This is a genomic window from Meiothermus rufus DSM 22234 (assembly GCF_000423425.1).
GTDB lineage: Bacteria > Deinococcota > Deinococci > Deinococcales > Thermaceae > Meiothermus > Meiothermus rufus.
On sequence record NZ_AUHY01000006.1, the window covers coordinates 53,273 to 75,894 of the forward strand.

Below are 22,622 nucleotides of genomic sequence, written 5' to 3' on the forward strand. Positions count from 1 at the left end.
CCCAGGAGGCCGAGCGATGAAACCTTCATCCCAGCAAGTCATTCAGGAGAACCGCGACTACACCTTGTTTTCCTGGTCCGTACAGAAAAGTGCCCATCCTATCCACATGGCTAAAGCCCAAGGGGTGTGGTTCTGGGACGGGGAGGGCCACAAGTGGTTGGATTTTAGCAGCCAGCTCATCAACATCAATGTTGGCCATCAGCACCCTAAGGTTCTCGAGGCTATCAAAAAGCAGGTAGACGAGCTTTGTTTTGCCGGGCCTAGCTTTGCTACTGAACCGCGGGGTGCTTTGGGCAAGAAGCTGGCCGAGGTGACCGGCCTCGCCAAGAGCTTTTTCACCTTGGGTGGGGCCGAGGCCAACGAGAACGCGATGAAAATCGCGCGTCTGTACACCGGGCGCGATAAGATCATCACCCGCTACCGCTCCTACCACGGGGCTACCATGGGGGCTATGACCGCTTCCGGCGACCCTCGCCGCTGGCCGGTGGAGCCGGGTATTCCCGGCATCGTGCGGGTTTTTGACCCCTACTGCTATCGTTGCCCTTTCGGTAAGACCCGCGAGACCTGCGGGCGGGAATGCGTGAGCCACATCGAAGAGGTCATTCAGCTGGAGGGCCCCCACACCATCGCGGCCATCATGGTGGAGGGCATCACCGGCTCGAACGGGCTGTTGGTGCCGCCCGAGGACTACTACCCCAAACTGCGGGCGCTATGCGACAAGTATGGCATCCTGCTCATCACTGACGAGGTGATGTCGGGTTTTGGCCGTACCGGTAAGTGGCTTTCCACGCAGCACTACGGTATCAAACCGGACATCGTAACCTGTGCCAAGGGTCTAACCAGCGGCTATATGCCCTTAGGGGCGGTGATCGTATCCCAGCCCATCGCCGAGTTTTTCGAGGAGCACATGCTCTGGGGTGGGCTGACCTACTCCGGCCACCCGGTTTCCTGCGCGGCGGCCGTCGCCAACCTGCAGGTCTACGAGGAGGAGCGCCTGTTCGAGAATACTTTAGAGCAGGGCCGCTACCTAGGCGAGCGCCTCGAGGCCATGAAGCGCAAGTATGCCTGCGTGGGCGACGTGCGCTACATTGGGCTGTTCAGCGTCATCGAACTGGTGCGCGACAAGGCCAGCAAAGAACCTTTGGCCCCCTTCAACGGCACCTCACCCGAGATGCAGAAGCTGGCGGCCTTCCTCCGCTCCAGATATCTCTACGCCTTTAGCCGTTTCAACATGCTGTGGGTCTGCCCGCCCTTGGTCATTACCCGCGAGGAGCTGCAATACGGCCTGGACATCATTGAGGAGGGCCTGGCCCTGGTGGACAAGGCCCTGGGGGTAGCACCCGCCGCCGCCGATTAGCGCACGTATGGGTTGTACTCCCGCTTTGCCGCTTTGGCAAGGTGGGTTTTTGTAGAAGCGCTTCCGTACTGGCCTCGGCTGGGATAGACTAGCCGTGTTATGCAAATCCGACGTTCCTTTGGGGTACTGCTGCACCCCACCAGCTTTCCCGGCCGGTGGGGGATAGGGGCCTTGGGCCTCGAGGCCGAACGTTTCCTAGACTGGCTGGCTCAGGCAGGGGCCCGCTGGTGGCAGGTCCTGCCTTTGGGGCCGACCAGCTACGGCGACTCGCCTTATCAGTCCTTTTCGGCTTTTGCCGGCAACCCCTACCTGATTGACCCCGAGCGGCTTTTTGCCCAGGGCTGGCTGGAGGAGGAAGCCCCCCCCAACTACCCCCCGGACTTTGTGGATTACGGCCAGCTTTACCAGACCCGCTGGCCCCTTTTGCGGCGGGCCTTTGCCGGTTTCGAGGCTAGGGCCAGCCGATCCGAGCGGGAGGCGCTGGCAGCTTTCGTCCAGGCCGAGCGGGCCTGGCTCGAGGACTACGCCCTATTCATGGCCCTAAAAAACCGTTTTGGTGGACGACCCTGGAACCAGTGGAGCCCCGAACTGCGCGACCGCGAGCCTGCCGCTCTGGCCAAAGCCCGTGAGGAGCTGGCCTACGAGGTGGCCCTGCACGAGTGGGTGCAGTGGCAGTTTTACACTGAGTGGGGCCGGATTAAGGCTTACGCCGAGGCCCGGGGTATCCAGATCATTGGGGATATGCCCATCTTTGTGGCCTTCGACTCTGCGGATGTCTGGGCCCACCCTGAGTATTTCTACCTGGATGAAAGCGGCCAGCCCACCGTGGTAGCGGGGGTGCCGCCAGATTACTTTTCCGAGACCGGGCAGCTTTGGGGCAACCCACTGTATCGCTGGGAAGTGATGGAGGCGGATGGGTTTTCCTGGTGGGTGGCCCGTATTCGTCAGGCCCTAAAGCAAGCCCATCTGGTGCGTATCGACCACTTCCGCGGCTTCGAGGCCTATTGGGAGATTCCTTTTGGTCGGCCCGATGCGGTGGAGGGGCGTTGGGTCAAGGCTCCTGGCGAAAAGCTCTTCCAAGCCGTGCGCCAGGCCTTGGGTGATGCGCCCATCATCGCCGAAGACCTGGGGGTGATTACCCCCGAGGTGGAGGCCTTGCGGGATGCCTTTGGCTTTCCCGGGATGAAGATTTTGCAGTTTGCCTTTTCCGATGAGAGCAACCCCTTTCTGCCCCACCACTACCCCGAGCATGGCCACGTGGTGGTCTACAGCGGCACCCACGACAACGACACCACCCTGGGCTGGTTCCGTACCGCCCCAGAATCTGAGCGGGCCTTTATGCGGGCCTACCTGGCCCGCCAGGGCATCCGCTGCCTTTCCGAGTACGAGGCGGCAGGGGCCCTAATCGAGCTGGCCTTCCAAAGCCGGGCTAAGCTGGCAGTGGTGCCGCTGCAAGATGTGCTCGGCCTGGGGCCGGAGGCCCGCATGAACTACCCGGGCCGTCTGGGGGGCAACTGGGCCTGGCGCTACCGTGAAGGCGACCTCGAGCCCGGCCTGGCCCAAAGCCTGCGGGCCTTGGCCAAGGCCCACCAGCGCTTGTAGCGCCGTTTTTGGCCAGGGTATAACGGTATATGCGCATTCTTGGGGTGCTCGAGACCTGCTTGTATGCCTCTGATCTGGAGGCGGCGCGGGCCTTTTACCAAGGGGTTTTGGGCTTGGAGCTTTTTGCTGAACAACCGGGGCGGCACTTGTTTTTCCGCACAGGGCCGGGGGTGTTTCTGGTGTTCAACCCCCAGGCCACCCTTCAGGAAACCCAGCTCCCGCCCCATGGGGCTCAGGGCAGCGGGCACGTCTGCTTCCGGGTAGCCGCTCAGGAGCTGCCAAGCTGGGCTGAGCGGCTCGAGGCCCACGGCTACCGCGTGACCTGGGCCGAGTGGAAGGCGGGGCGGAGTCTGTATGTGCACGACCCCGCGGGCAACCTGGTCGAGTTGGCCCCGGCGGCCATCTGGGGCCTAGAGCTTTGAGAGGAGGCCCGTCTACAGCCAGCCGCGGAAGAAGTCCCGCACCTTTTTCAAAGCCTCGATGAAGCGGTCTACTTCCTCTCGGGTGGTGTAGAGGTAAAAGCTGGCCCGGGCCGTTGCGGCCACCCCTAGCTTGCGGTGCAGGGGCTGGGCGCAGTGGTGGCCAGCCCGTATGGCGATACCGTGTTGGTCGAGGGCGGTGGCCACATCGTGGGGGTGAAGGCTGCCCAGCACGAAAGGAATTACCCCGCTACGCTCGGGGCCCCGGGGTCCAAAGGTGCGCACCTCTGGGAGTTCTTCTTCCAGACGTTGCAGGGCATAAGCGGTGAGCTCGAGCTCGTGCTGCCAGACCCTATCTATGCCCAGGTTCATTAGGTACTCCGCGGCTGCTGCCAGCCCGATGGCCTCGGCCACCGCAGGGGTTCCGGCCTCGAAGCGCTGGGGGGGTGGGGCGTAGGTGGAGTGGTCTAGATAGACCTCCCGGATCATGCTGCCTCCTCCCAGAAAAGGGGCCAGGCTTTCCAGCACCTCATAGCGCCCCCACAGCACACCCACGCCGGTAGGCCCCAGCATCTTGTGCCCGGAGAAGGCATAGAAGTCCGCCCCTAGCGCCTTTACATCTACGGGCATATGAGGGGCTGCCTGGGCCCCGTCCACCACCACCCGTGCCCCTACCGCCCGGGCTGCCTGGGCGATCTGGGCCACCGGATTAACCGTACCCAGCACGTTGGAAACATGGGTGATGCTCACCAGCCGAACCCGCTCGTTCAGTAGGGAGGGGAGGGCCTCCAGCTCGAGCCGCCCGTCAGGCCCCAGGGGGATGGCCTTGATGCGGGCCCCGGTCTGCGCGCCAACCAGGTGCCAGGGCACCAGGTTGGCGTGATGCTCCATCTCGCTCAGAAGAATTTCGTCGCCGGGCCGCAGGTTGCGCAGCCCCCAAGCATAGGCCACCAGGTTGAGGGCCTCGGTGGTGTTGCGCACGAAGATGATCTCACGTTCGTCGGCCCCAATAAAGCGGGCCAGGGTGCGGCGGGCCTGCTCGTAGGCCTCGCTGGCCTGGGCCGATAGGGTGTAGGCCCCACGGTGTATGCTGGCGTTTTGTTCCTGATAGTAGCGGGATATGGCCTCGATGACGCTCTGGGGTTTCTGGCTGGTGGCCGCCGAGTTGAGGTAGACCAGGTGGGGATGCCGAGCCAGGAGGGGAAAATCCTGGCGGATTTGCTCGAGGGTAGCTAAGGTCATGCTCCTAGGGTAGCCTATGTGGTCGGCAAGGTTTAGGAGGGAAGGTGCATTTCCTCTGGCCAGGCGGAAAGCTTCCCCGTGACCTGCTCGTTAAGTTCCTCGTTACAACCACGTTGGCCCTCTAAAGAGCCTCGCGGCGACCCTTAACGTAGGGCGAAAACCCCCTACCTGAGCGAAATGCCCTGATAACGCGGGGATTACGTACTTTGTCGTAGTTTCATCGTAGCTATGCCGTTTTGCCCCGCCTTTTTTGCTACCTCTTCAGGCCTAAGCATCCTGGGGTATTGCCTTCCCTTCATGGAAAGGCGGGGAAACCGAAGCGGCCTTGCTGACAACATCTCCGCAGAGCTTCGGGCCAGAGGGTGTGGATGAGAAGGGTCAAGCTGTGTCGTTCGTGCGGTTCGGGGGAGCTGGTTAATTTCCTGAACCTGGGCAGGCTGCCTCTTGACAGTGTGGTGGGCCTCGAGCAACTCGGGCAGCCGGAGGAGCGGCGCAGCCTCGAGGTTGCCTTCTGCAAGCGCTGTGGGTTGGTGCAGCAGATGGGCAGGCTGGGTGAGGAAGCCTATATACCCCTTACGCCTGCGCAGATGGGATTATCCGAGCATCTCTTGCCAGGCACCCAGGGGTTGGTGTTGGCCTTGGCGGGGAGCAGCCTGGAAGTGCTGCGGCAGCTCATGCAGGCTGGCTTGCGGCTAATCTACTTTGAACCCCAAGCGGAGCGAGCCAGGCTGGCCTCCAACAAAGGCATTCCCACCCGTGCCCTAGCTTTGGATCGGGCCCAGGCTAAGCGCCTACAGGAGGAGGGCCTACAGGCCGATATGGTGCTGGTAAACCAAGGCTTGGCCTACCACCCTGACCCGAACGGGCTGATGGAAAGCCTGAGACTGCTGCTCAAGGAGCAAGGTTGGGTAGTGCTCGAGTTGCCTTACTTTCGGGCCCAGCTCGAGGCCCGGCAGTTCAACCGTTTTACCTTTCAACAGCTCAACTATTTCTCCGTGGCCGCCCTACAGCACTTAGCCCGGCGGCATGGGCTGTGGCTGCAGCAGCTCGAGCCGTTGCCCTACGGTTATCTGCGCGGCTACCTTGGCCAGACGGGACAAGTGGATCCCTCGGTGGAGTGGTATCTAGAGGAGGAGGAGCGATGGGGTTTGGGGGAGGCGAGCTACTACCTCGAGTTCGCGGCCCAGGTGGCCGCAGTGCGGGAGGCTTTGCTGGTGCTGCTCAGTGAGCTGCGGGCTCGAGGGCGAAGCATCGCGGCTGTTGGCAGTGAGGCACAGGCAGCCATTCTGCTCAACTATGTGGGCCTAGGCCGGGAGATCATCGACTTTGTGGTCGGGGAAGAGCCCGGCGCAGTGGGGAGGTTTATCGCCGGTGTGCACATTCCCATCTACGGGGCGCAAAAGTTGCTGGAGGCAGAGCCCGACTACCTGCTATTGCTGAGCCATTCGCCTGCGGAGGTAGAGCAAATCTGCCCCGCGTACCAGGGAAAGCGCATCGTGGCCTTGCCCTATCCAGACATTCTCAGCCCCCTGGCCCAGCGGAGGAAACCTTGGGCTTTGGGCCGATAGTGTCAAAAGACCTATTGTAAGAAAAGTTGAGTGCTATATTAGCAAGTAGATATGACGCCCGTTGAGTGGATCCGACAAATGGTCGAAGCCAACCGCGAAGCCCTTCGGCAGATACCCTTCCCGCCGGGTTTGGCGGAGTATGTGGAGGAGCTGGTCAAGACCGGTCAGACGGAGCAGATCATCGCCATGATGAAGATGAGCTTTCTCATCGGCGTCCAGCAGGGGGCCCGCAGCGAGGGGGTAGCCGTGACCCCCCCTGTCCGGATTCAGGCCTAAAGACGCTCGGGGCGAGGCCAGACCCTGGGCCCTAGGCCAAGGGCTTTTCTCCCGGCAAAAGCCGTTATGCCGGGGTGTTATGTTTTCGTTTCTAACGCAACACTCCGGCAATGGGGGGGCATGGTACGGCCGCCTCTTTCGCTTCCGTGGTGGTTTTTTCTTTCTTTTACGCCAGGGTTATGTCCATCACAGTAAAGTAAGCCGGTATAAGCAAGGGATACCATGAAACCCTCGCCCTCCGCCCCAATGGAAATCCGCGATAGCTTTTCCCAAGAGTTGCGTCCAGGTGAGGTGATTGGCAGTACTACCGAAGAGGGGGTGGTGCGCCTTGGGGTGGATGAAGAGGCCAAAATTTCCATAGAAGACGGGGCTTTGCGTTTTGCTCCCCTAGACACCCCAGGGTGGGGCCGTCAGGGGGTGGCCTATGGCCCTTTTGCCCGCAGGGCCGGTCTGGCCCTGGCGGTTTTTTTGCTCAACGGGCACAATAACTCTCAAACCGCTGAGCCAGGTGCGCTGCCGGGACGGCTTTTGGGAGGTCAGTCCAGCAGGGGTACACCCCTGCCGTTCAAAGTCCACTACACCGCCCAGCCCATGCGGGAAAACTTGGCTGTGGGTTGGTTCGACCATCCCGTTCCGAGCCAGCCCCTAGACTCTGGGCAGGCCCTGGTCATGCAGGGGCATTCCCACTACAATGGTCGGCTTTGTGTGGCCAAGCAGCGGGGCCTCCACCACTTACTGCTGGGCGTACAAAACAATCCCCTTTACCTGATTTCCCTGCTGCGGGAGCGGGGGGTGGTTTATTATGGGGCCTCCCTCGAGGGTAGCCGCCACCTACCGGCCCTGCCTAAGCTACGGCCCCTAGCCATAGACCCCTACAACCAGCCCGGGCCAAACCTGTATGCGGGGATCTATCAGTCCATCCTGGGGGAGCAAGGGTACCGGGCCGATACCCGGGTCTATGGAGTTCGGGTAGCCGATGTGCCCGAGTGGCAGGGCTACGGTACCGCCCTACTATTCGACCCCCAGCCACAGCTTGGGCGCAAAGCCCCTTTGGGGGAGGTGTGGCAGTTACAGGGTCCGGGTATGCTGCTACACCCGCCCGTGCCCGGTGGTCTTTTCCACCTGTGCCTAAGTGCACCAGCCAGCCTGATTTGGCGCTACCACGATCCCCAGCACTACCTAGCTCTGGAACTGAACGCCCATGAGATTCGCTTGAAGCTGCAATATGGTCGGCGGCAAGCGGTGCTGGCGTCCGAGCCTTATAGCGCACCACCCGGGCAGCCCCACTGGCTGCAGGTACTTGACGATGGGCTTGCCCTAACCCTTACCCTGGATGGCCGCCCGCTTTTTTCCGAGGTCCCCCTCCTCGAGCCCCGCCTGGCCCAGGCAACTGGGGTAGGGGTGGTGGGGCAGGTCACCGACCTCGAGGTACACCCGCGCGAGGTGTCGCTGCCGGCAGCGCTGGAGTTGGGCGGGCCCTGGCAGGCCCAGGGACACCAGACGGTGCTTGTTCCTCATCTAAGCCATCCGGCTGAGGACTCGCTGGTTTTCTGGGAACCCACCCTAGGCCAAGGTAGGCTATCGCCTGCTGAGGGTGGGCTGTGCATTGAGGCGGTGGAAGGGGTGCGCAGCTTCTACACCGTACCCTGGGAAGAGGGGGCTCTGGTGGATTTGGAGGCGGAAATTCTTCCCCCAGGCACCCATCCCAAAGAAGGACACCAGAGTTGCGCGGGGCTTTGTCTTTGGCAGGACGCTCAGCACTATTTGGTGGTGGCCCTGCACCTAGACGACCAGGTGAGCCTAGTGACGGCGGCCCTGCGCTTTGCTGGCTATGAAGACCCCTACGATGCCGTGTTTAGCCGGGTACCCGATCTGCTCTACCATGGCGTGCCGGTTCGTTTGCGGGTGGTTTGCGACGGGGAGCGGTTTCAGGTTTATCTGGAGGGCGAGCCCGTACTCTACCGGGCCTTGCGCGACATCTACCCGGGGGCTGGCCGCCTATTAATTCGCCGGGTGGGGCTGGCCTTGAGCGGTTTTGGCCGGGATACCGGTAGCATTTTTCGCTCCTGGCTTGGGCGAAAGTAGACCGGGTCGGATTGTACGTTTAACTGAGCTCATTTAGGGAACGTTTGCTTTCCAGCCAGGCCAGCACCGCCTCGGCAGCGGTTAGGTTGGTGGCCAGCGGTACATTATGCACGTCGCAGACCCGCATCAGGGCCTGTACGTCGGGCTCGTGGGGTTGAGCCTGGAGAGGGTCGCGTAGAAAAATGACCGCCAGTACCTTATCCTCGGCTACCATAGCCCCGATCTGCTGATCGCCTCCGAGTGGGCCCGAGAGCAGGCGGGTTACTTTTAGACCTGCTTTCTCCTGCAAAAGCCGTCCGGTGGTGCCGGTAGCGACCAGGGGAAACTGCGCCAGCAGGTCTTTATGGTCTTTGGCAAAGGAGATCATGTCGGTCTTCTTGCCGTCGTGAGCGATGAGGGCCAGTGCCTTCATGGCCCTATTCTATGTGGGCGGTACAATCCCTAGTGGGGAGATACCTATGAACCTCGATTTCCTCGAACAGCTCCTGCAGTCCCTAGGCCCTACCGGCTTCGAGCAAGAGGTGGCCGCTTTGTGGCTTGCCCAAGCCCGCACCTTTGCTGAGCAGGTGGATGCCGACCGCCACGGCAACGTCTACGCCACTATAAACCCCGGGGGTTCCCCTCGTCTGATGCTGGCCGGCCACATGGACGAGATAGGGGTGATCGTCTCGCATATCGACGATAACGGTTTTATCTGGTTCAAGGCCCTGGGCGGCTGGGACCCCCAGGTGTTGGTAGGGCAGCGCCTGCGCTTCAAAGGGCCCCGGGGAGAGGTATGCGGGGTGGTGGGGCGCAAAGCCATCCACCTACTCGAGCCCGAGGAGCGAGAAAAAGCGGTGAAGCTCAAAACCCTTTGGGCTGACATTGGGGCCAAGGATGGCCAAGAGGCCCGGGAGTGGCTCGAGGTGGGCTCCATTGGGGTTATCGACCAGCCCTTCCGCTACTTGTTGGGCCGCCGCCTGGTCTCCAAAGCCATTGATAACCGTATAGGGGCCTTTATTGTGCTGGAGGCCCTTCACCAGGCCAAAGCACTCGGGGTGGAGGCCCAGGTGACCGCGGTGGCCACGGTGCAGGAGGAGATCGGGGCCTATGGGGCCCGCACGGCGGCTTTCCGCCTCGAGCCCGACACCGCCTTGGTGGTGGATGTCACCCACTGCTCGGCGGCCCCCGAGATGGACAAGAAGCTGGTGGGGGAGGGGGCTTTGGGCAAGGGAGGGGTGCTGGATATCGGTCCTTTTGCCCACCCTAAGGTGGTGGCACGCCTGCGGCAGATCGCCCAGACCCACGGCATTCCCCACACCCTCGAGGCCCATGCGGGCTATTCTGGTACCGATGCCGACGAGATTGCTTTGGTGCGGGAAGGCATTCCCACCGCCATCCTTTCGGTGCCCAACCGCTACATGCACAGCCCCTCGGAGATGATAGACCTGGACGATGTGGAACACATCGTTCGCTGGCTAGCCCTTTACGCTCAGAATCCCCTTTCTACCGGCGAGCTTCTGCGCCTCGAGGTCGGCTGAGCCTAGTTGAGTGTGCGGTTGCCCCCCATCAGGCCCCGGGCCCGCTGGGCGTAGTGGCTCAGGGTTTGGTGCCACTCGTCGGAAGGGTGTAAGTAGGGCAGCACGGCCTCGCTGCGCGAGATAATCTCGTCAGGATGGCGGAAACCGAGCTGGGCTAAGGTGTCCACCACCATCTCCTGAGCGGTCACCCAGTCGCGGCTGCCCTCAGGCGCTTCTTGTACGGCAATGCTGTAGTGCGCGAGGGCCTCCTCCAGGTGCAAAAGGTCGTAGGCCAGGTTGCCTAGGATGAGGTGGCCCGCGCTTAAACTGCCCTGCCGGATAGCTTCTTGGGCTGCTTTTTCCGCCTCCTCGTACTGACCCAGCCGATAGAGGGTCTCGGCTAGGTCGCCGTAGGCCTCCCCGAGGTAGCTATACTCGGGATCGCGCAGCACCTCACGCAAGGTGGCCTCGGCTTCAGCCAGCTTGCCAGCCTCGAGGTAGGCCACCGCCAGCTCGTGTAGGGCGTGGCTCTTATCGGAGTTTTCGGCCCGCCGAACCGCCTCTTTGAAGGCCTCGATGGCCTCCTGGGTTTGGCCTAGCTGCATCAGGGCCTGCCCATGCACCAGAGGGGTGCCGTGGGCAGGCTCGGCCCCCTCGCGCTCCTTCTCCAGGGCCTGCTGGATGGCTTCCAGGGCCAGGCTGGGATTACCCAGCAAGAGCTGGCCGCGGGCCTCGAGGTAGTGGCGTGTGGCGGCGTCCTCGGGGTCTTCCAGTTCAGGGATGGAAGGCTGGGCTTCTCGTAAGGCCTCTAGCGCCTCCTGTCCCATTCCAGCCTCCACATACATAGCCGCAGCATCAATCAGGTTCCAGTAGCGTTCCATGCCCAAGGCCATCTGAGCGGCCTCGCGGTAGGCTGTGGCCGCCTCGCTGGCCTGGCCTAGCCGCTCGTGGGCCTTGCCCCGCAGGGTATGGGCCCGCCAGCTTAGGAAGGCCGGCAGGGGCAGGGGGCGGTTTAGGATTTCCAGGGCTTCTTCCGGCAGGCCCAGGTACATCAGCGCTTGCGCTTGGTGGTAGAGGGCCTGGGGGTCGTTGGTCTTGGGTAGAATCTGGCGCACCTCATCCTCGGAGGCTCCTTCCAAAGCGCGCAGTTCGCCCAGTATCGAGCGGTAGCGGGGGTGGGCCTCGAGGGTAGGGAGGCTGGCCAAGCCTTCTTCCAAAGCGCGATGGGCGCCCTCGACGCCCCCCTCACCGTACAAGGAATAGGCTTCGGCCAGCAGCAAGGCCACCTCCGCAGCCTTCTCGCCCTGAGCCAAAGCCAGGGTGCGTATCAGCACCTCGAACGCGGTATCGTAGTCGCCTTGATGGAGGGCCTCGAGCACTACTTGCATTGTTCACATCATATCGCCCGGGATTAGAAGGGATGAGCACTAGGTGACGATGTATGGCACCTAGCGGGTTTAAGGGATTTGGCTGGGCTGCCTTGGGAGGTTTAGGCCCCAGGACCCATTCCTCATCCAGAGATTGCGTAGCATATACTGCAGGGGTACGCCCGTTCGCCGGTATATAATCGGCGAATCCTATGTCCTGCCCGTGCCTGGGCACCTGATGGAGGTTTTGATTTGCCTACACGTATCAATCCTTGGAGCCTGATTCTGGTGGTCATCCTGGCCTACTGGCTTTTTACCCTGCTGGGGGGCAACAACACCCGCACTAGCGTGTCGTACACCGATTTCATCGCCTATGTGGAGGAGGGAAAGATAGCGCGGGTGGTCTTGCAAGAAGGCCGCATTACCGCCTACTTCAAAGCCCCGCAGCGCATCTCCGTTGGCAACACCACCGAGACCACCGACCGCTTCACGGTGGTAGCCCTGCCCTCCGGCTACACCGACCTCGAGCTCATCCAACTGCTGCGCAAAAACGGGGTTGAGATCACCAACCGCCCGCCCAGCATCTGGGGGCCCTTGCTGTATAGCCTCCTACCCATTGCAGCCCTGATTGCCTTCTGGTGGTTCTTCTTCATGCGGGCCCAGGGTGGGGCGGGGCAGGTCATGCAGTTTGGCCAGAGCCGGGCCCGGCAGTACGGTAAGGAGCGGCGGGTCAACACCACCTTTAAGGATGTGGCCGGGCATACTGAGGCCAAGCGCGAGCTGATGGAGGTGGTGGACTTTCTTAAGAACCCGCAAAAATACATCACCATTGGGGCCGAGATTCCCAAGGGGGTGCTGCTGGTGGGGCCGCCCGGAACGGGCAAGACCCTGCTCACCCGGGCGGTGGCGGGCGAGGCTGGGGTGCCCTTCTTCTCGGTCTCGGCCTCGGAGTTCATGGAGATGTTCGTGGGGGTGGGGGCCAGCCGGGTGCGCACCCTTTTCGAGGAGGCTCGCCGCAACGCTCCGGCCATTATCTTCATCGACGAGCTGGACTCCATCGGACGCAAGCGCGGCGCTGGCATTGGTGGGGGGCACGACGAACGGGAGCAGACCCTCAACCAGATCCTCTCGGAGATGGACGGTTTCGAGAAGGATACCAGCGTCATTGTGCTGGCTGCAACCAACCGCCCTGACATCCTCGACCCCGCCCTCTTGCGCCCGGGGCGCTTCGACCGGCAGGTGGTGATTGGCCTGCCTACCCTGGAAGAGCGCAAGGAGATTCTGCAGGTGCACATGCGGGGTAAGAAGTTCGCTTCTGATGTGGATGTGCATGCGCTGGCTCGTCTAACCCCTCAGTTCAGCGGGGCCGATCTGAAAAACCTGGTCAACGAGGCTGCGCTACAAGCGGCCCGGGAGAACGCCAGCGAGATCAGCCAGGCGCACTTCCAAGCTGCTTTGGACAAGATTATGCTGGGCCTCGAGCGCGGTACGCTCAAGCTGAGCGAGCAGGAAAAGCGGGCCGTAGCCTACCACGAGGCGGGCCACGCTATTGCCGGCGAGGTGCTGCCCTACGCCGACAAGACCGAGAAGGTCTCCATTGTGCCGCGCGGAATGGCCCTGGGGGTGCGCTGGAGCAAGCCCGAAGAGCGCATCCTGATGAGTAAGGAGCACCTCGAGGACACCCTGGCTATGACCCTGGCGGGCCGGGCTGCGGAGGAGCTATTCGTAGGTACCATCACTACCGGGGCGGCTAACGATTTCAAGCAGGCCACCAGCCTGGCCAAGCAGATGGTGCTGGACTGGGGGATGGGCGACCACTTCAAAAACGTGGCCTGGGGTTCCAACACCGGCCCCATCTTCTTGGGTGAGGAGATTGCCAAAAAGCAGGATCACTCTGAGGAGACCAGCCGTCTGATTGATGCCGATATCCGGACCATTCTGGATCGGGCCTATGAAAAAGCCAAAGAGGTGCTTTCTCGGCACGCTGAGGCCGTCCACCGGCTAGCTGAGGAGCTTCTCGAGTCGGAGATTGTGCAGGGTGAGCGGGTAAGGGAGATCATTGCCCAGACCCAGAAGCCTGAAGCTGTGGCTCCCACCGCCTTTAACCCCGAAGCCTAAAGCCCCTTTCTGGGGCCTTGCCTTGGATGGCTGCCCAACCGAGCAGCCATCTTTGGATTGTGGGCCAGAAGAGGAGGCCCCCCGGCCTGGCTACCGGGGGGGTGTACATGAAGCGTCTGGCAATAAGAAATATAACATATGGCATATTTTGTGTCAACATTTTTCCTAAGAGTGGCCACTTTTTTGCAGAACGCTCCGTGTAAAGCGAGCAAACGTTTTATTTTTTTGATACATCTGGCAACGGCCAATTGGCAAAGGCTTTGTTAAAGCGATCCTCGAGCAGGCCTTCTGCTTCTTGCAGGAAGCTGCGATAGCGCTGTACCAGTTCCAAGGCCTCGGGGGTCAGGTGGCTTCCACCCCCACCCTCTCCACCGGAGTAGCGCTCGAGCAGGGGGAAGCCTAGGCCCGCCTCAGCTTTGCGCAGCCGCTCCCAGGCCGCCCGGTAGCTCAGGCCAATGCGCCCTGCGCCAGCTTTGAGGCTACCCTCCTCGGCCACCGCCAGCAGCAGCCTTAGGGTGCCGGGGCCCAGCAAAAAGCGACCAGACTCAGACTCGAGCCAAAACTTTACTCGAAGCCGCACGGCCATGCCGACAGCTTAGCGCAACTTACGGCTTTCCCAATTGGCGTGCAGGTAAAGGTAGTACAACCAGCCACGGATGGAAAGAGGGCCCATCGCATTGTGGGGAATGTACTCGGGGTCAACGGTGCTGTATAGCCTTTCGACGACCCAGAGGGTGTGCCATCGGGTGTTGTGAAACTCAGTCGCCAGGGCTTCCTGGCTGAGCCCTTGAGGGGGCTTATACGGATGGTGCTCGTCATTACCAATGGCTGACCCCAGGCCACCGACAATCGGCGCTGGCCCCAACGCTCAATGCCGATGATGTGCCGGGTAATTTCTTCTGCCTGGGGGTTTCGGGCCTTCAAAATACGCTCTTTGATGGGCTCGAGGGTCTCAAGAAAGTCGGCTTTGAACTCATAGAGCTTCTTTCCCCGGGCAGGCCATTCAATGAGGATAGGCTTGCCCAGTCGCATAATATGATCCTGTAGTTTCATACGTGTAATAAATCCACCCTCCTTTGATCTTGAGGCCCGTCGAGTTTTGGGTCAGCTTACGTTTGTTGCGCACTACCCTGGAACGACAGTTTACCTTATATTTTGCCGTTATCCTGGTAATAGGACGCTGTTATGCCCGAACGCTACATTCCCCCGCCTACCCCACAGTATGCCCTCGAGTCCGGCCCCATCCTGCTTAAGGATGGTCGCACCGCTACTTTGCGCCCGGCCCGGCCCGAGGATCGCGAGCTATTCATCGAGTTCCTCAAACGCCTTTCCCCTCAGGCCCGCACATACCGCTTCTTTTCGGAAATCCAACCCGAGGTTGCTGCGGACTTGCTTTTGCGCAAGCCGGAGGGGGAGGACAAAGTAACCCTGGTGGTGCTTACCGGCGATCCCGAGCGCATCATCGCTACAGGGGAGTACGTGCAGGAGGGGCCAGGGGCCATCACGGCAGAGGTGGCCTTTTTGGTGGACGACTGGTACCAGGGTCGGGGGCTTGGCTCACTCCTGTTGGAGCGATTGGCCCTGATTGGGGTGCGGCGGGGCATCCGCCGCTTCCACGCCTACACCTTGGCCGAAAACAAACAGATGCTGGATGTGTTCAAGGCCAGTGGGTTCAAGGTGGAGGCCCACACCGAATCAGGCGAGGTGGAGGTTAGCTTCGATATCGAACCCAGCCCAGAGATGGTGGCCCGTTTTGAGCTGCGCGAGCGGGTAGCCACAGTGGCCTCGCTTTTGCCGGTGCTGCGTCCTCGAGGGGTGGCGGTGGTGGGGGCCTCGCGCGACCCCAACAGCGTGGGCTACCGGGTGTTGGAGCATCTAGTGCTCAACCGTTTTCAGGGCCCGGTCTACCCGGTCAACCCGGCGGCGGCCTTGGCTCCGGGGGAGGTGCCGGTGGTGGGCTCCATGCTGGCCTATCCCTCCATCAAAGCCGTGCCTGGGCCGGTGGATCTAGCGGTCATTACCACCCCTCGCGACAAGGTTCTCGAGGTCGCCGAAGCCTGTGGGCAGCGTGGGGTACGGGCTTTGATGGTGATTACCACCGATATGAACCCCCCCCAGATTCAAGCTTTGTTGCAAACCTGCCAACAGTATGGGATGCGCTTGTTGGGGCCGGGTTCGCTGGCTTTGATGAGCACCAGCCCTGAGGTGCAGCTTTGTGCTGGTCTGGCCCCGGCCCTTCCTTTAAGGGGCCGCATCGCCATGTCCAGCCAAAGCGGAGCAGTGGGGCTGGCGGTGCTGGAGTATGCCCGGGAGATGGGCCTGGGGTTCTCTAACTTCGTTTCGCTGGGGGCCAAGGCCGATATATCCTCCAACGACCTGATCCAGTACTGGGAGGAAGACCCCGATACGGGTCTGATCCTCTTGTATGTAGAGTCGTTCGGCAATCCCCGGCGCTTTGCCCGGCTAGCCCGGCGGGTAGGGCGTAAAAAGCCCATCCTAGCCGTGCGGCCTGGAAGGGACGTGGTGGTGGAGGCCTTGTTTAAGCAGACCGGGGTGGTGCGGGCGGAAAATCTAGAAGAGATGTTTGACATTGCCGCTTTGCTGGCCCATCAGCCCTTGCCCGAAGGCCCACGGGTGGCCCTTCTAACCAATGCCTCTGGGCCAGCCGCCTTGGCTGCCGAGGCCTTGCGGGCCGAGGGGCTGGTGGCTGAGGTACACGACCTGGGCTCGAGGGCCTCGGCAGAAGACTACCGGAGTTCGGCCAAGGTGCTGCTAACCAGTGGTTGTCACGCTGCTATCGCCCTTTTTGTACCCCTAGGCTACGCTAGCATAGAGGAGGTGGCCGGGGCTTTGCGGGAGGCCCTGCAAGAGGCCCGAGCCCAGGGGGTGGGCATTCCTGTCCTAACCTGCTTTATGGCTGCAGGGCAGCCCCGGGTGCGCTTGCAAAGGGAACAGGTGCCCTCCTACCGTTTCCCCGAGTCGGCAGGGCGGGCCTTGGCGGCGGCCTACGCGTATGCCCGCTGGCGGGAAAGCCCCCCTGGGGAGATTCCCGACCACGATGTACAAGAAGACCAGGCCCGGGCCTTGGTGGGTCGGGCCCGGGGCCTCTTGACGCCGAAGCTGGCCGCACAACTGCTGGGCTATTTCGGCCTTAGGCTTTCCTCCCCACCCCAGGAGGGCATTGCCCTAGCCTTGCGCATTGTACATGACCCCTTGTTTGGCCCGGTGCTAACCTTAGCCCTCACCGGCCTGCCTTTGGGGGAGCAGGTGTTGGGTATTCGTATTACCCCGCTGACCGATATCGAAGCTTGGCAGATGCTCACGCCCCTAAGCGGGAAAGCCCACCTCGAGAGTCTGCAGGACCTTCTTTTGCGGGTGTCTCGCTTGGTAGAGGAACTGCCCGAGGTGGTGGGCCTCGAGCTTGACTTAGCGGCTACACCGCAGCACACGGCGCTTACCCGGGCTGCGGTTCGCTTGCGGGAGTAAGGGGTTGGGGCGTTACATAGCGCAAACTCACCTTGCGGGGCTATATTCTAGAAACAAGTAAACCCATGCAAGGAAAAGCAATGTCAACACTCACCTACACCAACGCCGTGCACCTTCTACGGCGGATGGCGGCCCGTGGGCGCCGAGAAGAGGCCCAAGGGCTGGCTGAAATGGGCTTGGAGGCGGCGGTCGATCACCTGTTGCAACCGCCTAGACCTGCTCCTCCCTACACTACCAGTGCCACCCGTGCCGAGCGTCTCCAGCAGCACCTCGAGATCAGCCAGCTTTGGATTAACCACTGGCTCCGCACTCCCACTCCTGCCGCGGAACGAATGGTGCTGTTTTGGCACGGTCACCTCACCTCTGAGTTTCGCGAGACCATGGGAGCCCAGGGGATTGACTTTTGGAACCAGTTTGCCACGTTCCGCCGGTTAGGCTACGGGCCTTATGGCGAATTGCTCAAGGCCATGGCTAAGGATCCGGTGATGCTGCTTTACCTCAACAATGCCCAGAGCCGAAAGGAGCATCCCAACCAGAACTGGGCCCGCGAGCTGCTCGAGCTTTTCACCATAGGCCCGGGTCACTACACCGAGCAGGACATCCTTGAGGCGGCTCGAGCCTTCACAGGCTGGACAGTGCGGCTTTCTGGCGGGCAGCGCCCCCGTGAGGCCAGAGCCAACGTGCCCTTTGAATTTGTGTTCAACCGCGCCTGGCACGACCCTAGGGAAAAAACCTTCCTAGGCCAGCGGGTACGCACCGGCGAGGAGGTGCTGCAAATCCTGATTGAACACCCCCAGACCTATCTCTTCCTTGCACGAAAATTGCTGCGCTTCTACCTAAGTCCTGAGCCACCCGAGGCCTTGGTGCAGGAGGGGGCTAAGATTTTGCGCACCATGGAAACCAGAGAGTTCTTGCGCTGGCTGTTTACCCGGGAGGTCTTCTATCAGCCCCAATACCGCAATGCCCTCATCAAAAGCCCGCTGGAGTACCTGGTGGGGCTTTTATACGCTGCTGGTGTGGAAAGCATAGATTTCGCAGGGCGCTCGGGTCGAGTGCTTTACCAGGCCCTAGCAGCCATGGGTCAGGTGCCCTTTGATCCCCCTAGCGTGGCGGGCTGGGAGGGGGGGCGGGCCTGGCTGGCCGAGTCGCTATTATTGACTCGCTTGAACCTGCTGGCTGGGTTTGCGGGCCGCGAGAGTTCTCTCGATCTGGCTGTGTTTATGGATGGGGCCAGTAGCCCCCTGGCGTTGGTGAAGCCGGAAGCGCAACTACTGTAGGGAGCCTTTCATGGATAGACGTGATTTTATCAAACGATCCCTCCTGGCTTTGGCCCTGGGCCAGGGTGCCCCCTCGTTGCTTTCCAAAACGGCTCTGGCTGCTCAGGCCAAGGACAAAGTCCTGTTGGTGGTTAACCTTTTTGGCGGCAACGACCAGCTTAATACCCTGGTGCCCTACCGCAACGAGCTGTACTACCGGCTGCGGCCCAATATCGCCATCAAACGCGAAGAAATTTTGGACTTGGGCTTCAACGGGCAACAACTGGGTCTTCACCCAGCCCTCAGACCGCTTATGTCCATGTGGGAGCAAGGCGACCTAGCCCTGATCCCTCAGGTGGGCTACCCTAACCCCAACCGCAGCCATTTTATTTCGACGTCTATCTGGCACACGGCTGATCCCAGTCGCAAGGAGAAAACCGGTTGGCTGGGCCGTTGGGGTGATTTGCAGGAGGATCCTTTTTGCGACACTTTTTTGGGTGGAGCCTCCCCCCAGGCCCTGGTAGGGGATAAGCGCACCGCACCGGCTATCCAGAGCATCGATGCTTTCAGTATCCGCCTACCCCGGTCTTTCGAGCAGGCTTTGGCGCAAGAAATCCGCCAACCCCGCCGTGGCCCTGCCGAGGAAGTGCGCCAGGCTATGTTGGCTCTACGTAGCGCGCTGGACCGGGTAGGGGCGTTGCGTGCGGTTCGCAACCAGGCGCAGTACCCCGACAATGCCTTTGGCAAAAGCATGGCCGATATCGCCCGTATGATAGCCGGGGGGCTGGGCAGCAGCGTGTACTACACTACCCTGGGGGGGTGGGATACCCATGCCGGACAACCCCCCCGCCAGGCTGAGCTGCTCGGTTACTTGGCGCAGGCCTTGGCTGCTTTTCGGGCTGATATGAAGGCCATCGGTCGGGATAGGGATGTGATGCTGTTGGTCTTCAGCGAGTTTGGCCGGCAGGTGGCGGAAAACGCTTCCTTCGGTACCGACCATGGGGAAGGAGGGTTGATGCTGGTACTGGGAGGAGGGGTGAAAGGGGGAGTGTACGGGGATGAGCCTAACCTCGAGGACCTGGAACTCAACGCGCTAAAGTACCAGACCGATTTTCGTAATGTCTATGCCGCCGCTTTAGAGTGGATTGCGGCCGACCCTAAGGTGGTGCTGGGAGATACATTCCAGCCGTTGCGTCTCTTTTAGACCAGAGCCGTGCGGCTTGGAAGGGCCGGGGGCGGCCCGGTTCGGTGGCTGTACCAGGTTTCTGTTTTTGACGTAAACCACCGGTTGGAGTATAATAAGCCGTTGGAAATAGAGCGCGACCCAAGCGCTTTTTTTGTTCTGAAAGGACAGGAGATACCAGATGTCCCAGGTTTTGCCCATTGAGATTACCGACGAGGTCAAGCAAAGTTTCATCAACTACGCCATGTCGGTCATAGTGGATCGGGCTCTGCCCGATGTGCGCGACGGCCTAAAACCCGTGCAGCGACGCATCCTCTATGCGGCTTACCAAGACGGGGTGCTGCCCAACCGCAAGCACGTCAAAAGCGCCAAAATTGTGGGCGAGGTAATGGGTAAATTCCACCCTCACGGCGATGCGGCCATTTACGACACTATGGTGCGCATGGCCCAGGAGTGGAGCCTGCGGTACCCCCTTATAGACGGCCAGGGGAACTTTGGCTCCATTGACAACGATCCTCCCGCCGCCCCGCGCTATACCGAGGCCCGGCTTTCCAGCCTAGGCTACGAGATGCTCCAGGACCTCGACAAAGAGACCGTGCCGATGGTGCCCAACTACGATGGCACCCACCTGCAACCTGAGGTGCTGCCCTCGGCCTTGCCCAACATGCTGGTCAACGGGGCAGCAGGCATTGCGGTGGGTATGGCCACCAGTCTGCCACCGCACAACCTGAGCGAGGTGGTCGACGCTCTGGCCCTCATGATCGACAACCCCGAGGTTACCTTAGACGAGATTATGAAGGTGCTCCCGGGGCCGGACTTTCCCACCGGGGCCAAGCTTTCCCGCCGAGGTATCCGGGAGGCTTACGCCACCGGGCGGGGCAGCCTCAAGGTGCGGGCCCGAGTACGCAACGAGGAGAAAAATGGGCGGGCCATGTTGGTTTTCACCGAGATTCCTTTCCAGGTGAACAAGGCCGACCTGATTGCCCAGATAGCTTCCCTGGTGCGCAACAAGGTCATTGAGGAAGTGGCTGCCCTGCGCGACGAGTCTGACCGCCAGGGGATGCGCATTGTGGTGGAGCTCAAGCGGGGGGCCAATCCCCAGGTGGTGCTCAACAAGCTCTACAAGCACTCGCGTTTGCAGACCAGCTTTACGGTGAACCTCCTGGCTATTGTGCATGGTGAGCCCAAGGTGCTTTCCCTGCCCCAGATGATGCGCTACTACCTCGACCACCGGGGCGAGGTGGTGCGCAAGCGCACGGAGTATGACCTGCGCAAGGCCCGGGAGCGGGCCCATATCTTGGAAGGGCTCTTGATTGCCCTTGACCACATCGACGAGGTCATCGCCCTAATCCGCGCTTCGCAGGAGGCTGCCGAGGCCCGCTTAGGGCTGATGAGCCGCTTTAACCTGACCGAGGTGCAGGCCCAGGCCATCCTGGACATGCGACTGCAACGGCTGGTGGGCCTCGAGCGGGAGAAGCTACAGCAGGAGTACCGCGAGCTGATGGAGGAGATTGGCCGCCTCGAGGCTATTCTGGGGGACGAAAAGCGCCTGTGGCAGGTGGTCAAAGACGAACTGCTGGAAATCAAGCGCAAGTACGGGGATGCTCGCCGTACCCAGATTACCGAGTTTGAGGAAGGTTTCAGCCTCGAGGACCTTATCGAAGACGAGGAGATGGTCATTACCCTTACCAGTCAGGGCTTTTTGAAGCGCACCCCCCTCGAGGCCTACCGCGCCCAGGGTCGCGGCGGGGTGGGGGCCCAGGCTGGCAAACCCAAGGAAGAGGACGAGGCCATCTCGGTGTTTGTGGCCTCGATGCACGATACCCTGCTTCTCTTTACCAACCGGGGTCGGGTCTATGCCGAGAAGGTGCACGAGCTGCCTGAGGCCAGCCGTCAGGCTAGGGGAACCCATGTGGTGAGCCTGCTCCCCTTGGCCGAGGGCGAAGAGGTGGCGGCTTTGCTCAGCGTGCGCGACCTGACCCAGCCGGGTTATTTCGTCTTTGCCACCCGGGGTGGCCTAGTCAAGAAAACCGAGATTAGAGAGTACCAAAACCTGAGCAGCGCCGGGCTGATTGCCATCAACCTGGTGGAAAACGACGCCTTGGTGGGGGTGGCCATCGCCCAGGAGGGCGACCAGGTGATGTTGGCTACGCGCAGTGGCCAGGCTATCCGCTTCGACCTAGCCGAGGTGCGGGCTACCGGAAGGGCCAGTCAGGGGGTGACCGGCATTCGTTTCAAGCCGGGTCGTGCCGACGAGGTGGTCTCTTTGGTGGTGCTGCCCAAAGGCGAGGAAGGCGAGGTGTTGGCCGTGGGTACCCTAGGCTACGGCAAGCGCACCCCGGTCTCGGAGTATCCCTTGCAAGGGCGCGGTGGGATGGGGGTTATCACCTTCAACACGAACCCCAAGGTAGGGCAGCTCGCCGCGCTTTTGCGGGTCAAGGGCGATGAAGACCTATTGGTACTCTCCAAACGGGGCATCGCCATCCGCACCAAGGTGGCCCAGATTTCCCAGTATGGGCGGGCCACCAGCGGGGTCAAGATTATGAACCTAGCGGAAAATGACGAACTGGCCTCGGCGTTTGTGGTGGCCTCGGAGGACTAATACCACCATGAACCTGCCACGGTGGGGCCTTTGTAAAGGCCCCGCTTTCCCTGCAGAAAAAAGCGCGGAAGGGAATCGCTCCAGGTGGCCTTTGCGGGGGGTGTAGCCAAAAAACAAAAGCGCCCCCGGCTTCCTGACGGCACCCGTTCCGTGGCGCTTAGGGCTGCTGCCTTCCGGCCCTGACCCGGTTCACGCTGGTACGCCGCGTCAGACCGAGGACGCGACCTCAAGGATAGCACAGCTCCCCCTCGAAGCAACAGCCCTTGTAATCGGTCAACACATGTGAGACTGGGGAACCGACTCCTCCTGCATCATAGCTAAATACTCCAAGGGAGCAAGACCCCCCAGGGCCATGTGAGGCCTTCGGCGGTTGTAGTGGTCCAGGTAGGCATCCAGCTCTGCCTGTAGCTCGCTGAGCCGGGGGGGCAGAGGCCGGGTATAGAGCTCCTCCCTAAAGGTCCGTTGCACCCGCTCCACGTGACCATTGAGTTTAGGACTCCTCGGCGGCAGCACAAACAAGGCAATCCCCAGAGCACAGCAGGCCTCCTCAAACTCGGCCATG

Annotated in this window: 16 protein-coding genes, 1 other RNA gene and 1 pseudogene; 12 read left to right on the plus strand and 6 right to left on the minus strand. The window is 61.4% G+C overall.

Going from position 1 to position 22,622, the window contains the following annotated elements; genetic code table 11:
- Positions 1–16: 16 nt before the first annotated feature.
- The 3 genes from G552_RS0101475 (at position 17) to G552_RS0101485 (ending at position 3,381) form a co-directional block, all read left to right on the plus strand.
- Positions 17–1,357: an aminotransferase class III-fold pyridoxal phosphate-dependent enzyme gene (locus tag G552_RS0101475; RefSeq protein WP_027881401.1), complete on the plus strand. Its 1,341-nt coding sequence runs from the start codon at positions 17–19 to the stop codon at positions 1,355–1,357.
- A gap of 99 nt (positions 1,358–1,456) precedes the next feature.
- Positions 1,457–2,959 (plus strand): 4-alpha-glucanotransferase, encoded by a 1,503-nt coding sequence (malQ, locus tag G552_RS0101480; RefSeq protein WP_027881402.1) that lies wholly within the window; start codon positions 1,457–1,459, stop codon positions 2,957–2,959.
- 29 nt (positions 2,960–2,988) lie between these two features.
- On the plus strand, positions 2,989–3,381 hold the full coding sequence (locus G552_RS0101485; protein ID WP_027881403.1) for a VOC family protein: 393 nt from the start codon (positions 2,989–2,991) through the stop codon (positions 3,379–3,381).
- A gap of 12 nt (positions 3,382–3,393) precedes the next feature.
- On the opposite strand, the gene G552_RS0101490 is transcribed toward G552_RS0101485, so the two are convergent.
- Positions 3,394–4,620 carry a cysteine desulfurase gene (locus tag G552_RS0101490; protein ID WP_027881404.1) on the minus strand — a complete coding sequence of 409 codons (1,227 nt, stop codon included), beginning with the start codon at positions 4,618–4,620 and terminating at the stop codon, positions 3,394–3,396.
- Positions 4,621–4,988: 368 nt separating this feature from the next.
- On the opposite strand from G552_RS0101490, the gene G552_RS14545 reads away from it, so the two are divergent.
- The 3 genes from G552_RS14545 (at position 4,989) to G552_RS0101505 (ending at position 8,549) form a co-directional block, all read left to right on the plus strand.
- On the plus strand, positions 4,989–6,188 hold the full coding sequence (locus G552_RS14545) for a class I SAM-dependent methyltransferase (protein WP_051195631.1): 1,200 nt from the start codon (positions 4,989–4,991) through the stop codon (positions 6,186–6,188).
- A gap of 51 nt (positions 6,189–6,239) precedes the next feature.
- A complete protein-coding gene (locus tag G552_RS0101500; RefSeq protein WP_027881405.1) occupies positions 6,240–6,464 on the plus strand; it encodes a hypothetical protein in 225 nt (74 codons plus the stop codon).
- A gap of 222 nt (positions 6,465–6,686) precedes the next feature.
- Positions 6,687–8,549 (plus strand): hypothetical protein, encoded by a 1,863-nt coding sequence (locus G552_RS0101505; protein ID WP_027881406.1) that lies wholly within the window; start codon positions 6,687–6,689, stop codon positions 8,547–8,549.
- Positions 8,550–8,568: 19 nt separating this feature from the next.
- On the opposite strand, the gene mgsA is transcribed toward G552_RS0101505, so the two are convergent.
- Positions 8,569–8,961 carry a methylglyoxal synthase gene (gene mgsA / locus G552_RS0101510; protein ID WP_027881407.1) on the minus strand — a complete coding sequence of 131 codons (393 nt, stop codon included), beginning with the start codon at positions 8,959–8,961 and terminating at the stop codon, positions 8,569–8,571.
- A gap of 46 nt (positions 8,962–9,007) precedes the next feature.
- Here mgsA and G552_RS0101515 point away from each other — a divergent pair, with 46 nt between their 5' ends.
- The gene (locus tag G552_RS0101515) at positions 9,008–10,069 is read left to right on the plus strand and encodes a M42 family metallopeptidase (RefSeq protein WP_027881408.1); all 1,062 of its coding nucleotides are present in this window, start codon (positions 9,008–9,010) and stop codon (positions 10,067–10,069) included.
- A 2-nt stretch (positions 10,070–10,071) separates the two neighbouring features.
- On the opposite strand, the gene G552_RS0101520 is transcribed toward G552_RS0101515, so the two are convergent.
- Positions 10,072–11,436 (minus strand): tetratricopeptide repeat protein, encoded by a 1,365-nt coding sequence (locus tag G552_RS0101520; RefSeq protein WP_027881409.1) that lies wholly within the window; start codon positions 11,434–11,436, stop codon positions 10,072–10,074.
- A 231-nt stretch (positions 11,437–11,667) separates the two neighbouring features.
- Between G552_RS0101520 and ftsH the strand changes: the two genes are divergently transcribed.
- Entirely contained in the window at positions 11,668–13,533 is a 1,866-nt protein-coding gene (gene ftsH, locus G552_RS0101525) for an ATP-dependent zinc metalloprotease FtsH (RefSeq protein ID WP_027881410.1), read from the plus strand.
- A 217-nt stretch (positions 13,534–13,750) separates the two neighbouring features.
- Here the strand turns inward: ftsH and G552_RS0101530 are convergent, their stop codons facing one another.
- Positions 13,751–14,119, minus strand: coding sequence for a winged helix-turn-helix domain-containing protein (locus G552_RS0101530; protein ID WP_245575077.1), 369 nt, complete (start codon positions 14,117–14,119; stop codon positions 13,751–13,753).
- 599 nt (positions 14,120–14,718) lie between these two features.
- Between G552_RS0101530 and G552_RS0101540 the strand changes: the two genes are divergently transcribed.
- From G552_RS0101540 to gyrA, 4 genes are all read left to right on the plus strand, one after another.
- The gene (locus G552_RS0101540; protein WP_027881412.1) at positions 14,719–17,019 is read left to right on the plus strand and encodes a GNAT family N-acetyltransferase; all 2,301 of its coding nucleotides are present in this window, start codon (positions 14,719–14,721) and stop codon (positions 17,017–17,019) included.
- Positions 17,020–17,099: 80 nt separating this feature from the next.
- Entirely contained in the window at positions 17,100–18,296 is a 1,197-nt protein-coding gene (locus G552_RS0101545; RefSeq protein ID WP_027881413.1) for a DUF1800 domain-containing protein, read from the plus strand.
- A gap of 10 nt (positions 18,297–18,306) precedes the next feature.
- The gene (locus G552_RS0101550) at positions 18,307–19,479 is read left to right on the plus strand and encodes a DUF1501 domain-containing protein (protein WP_027881414.1); all 1,173 of its coding nucleotides are present in this window, start codon (positions 18,307–18,309) and stop codon (positions 19,477–19,479) included.
- Between the two features lie 160 nt (positions 19,480–19,639).
- Positions 19,640–22,060, plus strand: coding sequence for a DNA gyrase subunit A (gene gyrA / locus G552_RS0101555; RefSeq protein ID WP_027881415.1), 2,421 nt, complete (start codon positions 19,640–19,642; stop codon positions 22,058–22,060).
- 119 nt (positions 22,061–22,179) lie between these two features.
- Here the strand turns inward: gyrA and ffs are convergent.
- Positions 22,180–22,279, minus strand: an RNA gene (ffs, locus tag G552_RS15945) — signal recognition particle sRNA small type.
- A 7-nt stretch (positions 22,280–22,286) separates the two neighbouring features.
- Positions 22,287–22,622 (minus strand): annotated as a pseudogene (locus G552_RS0101560) (integrase core domain-containing protein); the annotation flags it as partial.

Excerpts from the sequence above, each read along its gene's own strand:
- G552_RS0101475 (WP_027881401.1), top strand. The coding sequence starts at position 17 with ATGAAACCTTCATCCCAGCAAGTCATTCAGGAGAACCGCGACTACACC.
- malQ (WP_027881402.1), top strand. The coding sequence starts at position 1,457 with ATGCAAATCCGACGTTCCTTTGGGGTACTGCTGCACCCCACCAGCTTT.
- G552_RS0101485 (WP_027881403.1), top strand. The coding sequence starts at position 2,989 with ATGCGCATTCTTGGGGTGCTCGAGACCTGCTTGTATGCCTCTGATCTG.
- G552_RS0101490 (WP_027881404.1), bottom strand. The coding sequence starts at position 4,620 with ATGACCTTAGCTACCCTCGAGCAAATCCGCCAGGATTTTCCCCTCCTG.
- G552_RS14545 (WP_051195631.1), top strand. The coding sequence starts at position 4,989 with ATGAGAAGGGTCAAGCTGTGTCGTTCGTGCGGTTCGGGGGAGCTGGTT.
- G552_RS0101500 (WP_027881405.1), top strand. The coding sequence starts at position 6,240 with ATGACGCCCGTTGAGTGGATCCGACAAATGGTCGAAGCCAACCGCGAA.
- G552_RS0101505 (WP_027881406.1), top strand. The coding sequence starts at position 6,687 with ATGAAACCCTCGCCCTCCGCCCCAATGGAAATCCGCGATAGCTTTTCC.
- mgsA (WP_027881407.1), bottom strand. The coding sequence starts at position 8,961 with ATGAAGGCACTGGCCCTCATCGCTCACGACGGCAAGAAGACCGACATG.
- G552_RS0101515 (WP_027881408.1), top strand. The coding sequence starts at position 9,008 with ATGAACCTCGATTTCCTCGAACAGCTCCTGCAGTCCCTAGGCCCTACC.
- G552_RS0101520 (WP_027881409.1), bottom strand. The coding sequence starts at position 11,436 with ATGCAAGTAGTGCTCGAGGCCCTCCATCAAGGCGACTACGATACCGCG.
- G552_RS0101530 (WP_245575077.1), bottom strand. The coding sequence starts at position 14,119 with ATGGCCGTGCGGCTTCGAGTAAAGTTTTGGCTCGAGTCTGAGTCTGGT.
- G552_RS0101540 (WP_027881412.1), top strand. The coding sequence starts at position 14,719 with ATGCCCGAACGCTACATTCCCCCGCCTACCCCACAGTATGCCCTCGAG.
- G552_RS0101545 (WP_027881413.1), top strand. The coding sequence starts at position 17,100 with ATGTCAACACTCACCTACACCAACGCCGTGCACCTTCTACGGCGGATG.
- G552_RS0101550 (WP_027881414.1), top strand. The coding sequence starts at position 18,307 with ATGGATAGACGTGATTTTATCAAACGATCCCTCCTGGCTTTGGCCCTG.
- gyrA (WP_027881415.1), top strand. The coding sequence starts at position 19,640 with ATGTCCCAGGTTTTGCCCATTGAGATTACCGACGAGGTCAAGCAAAGT.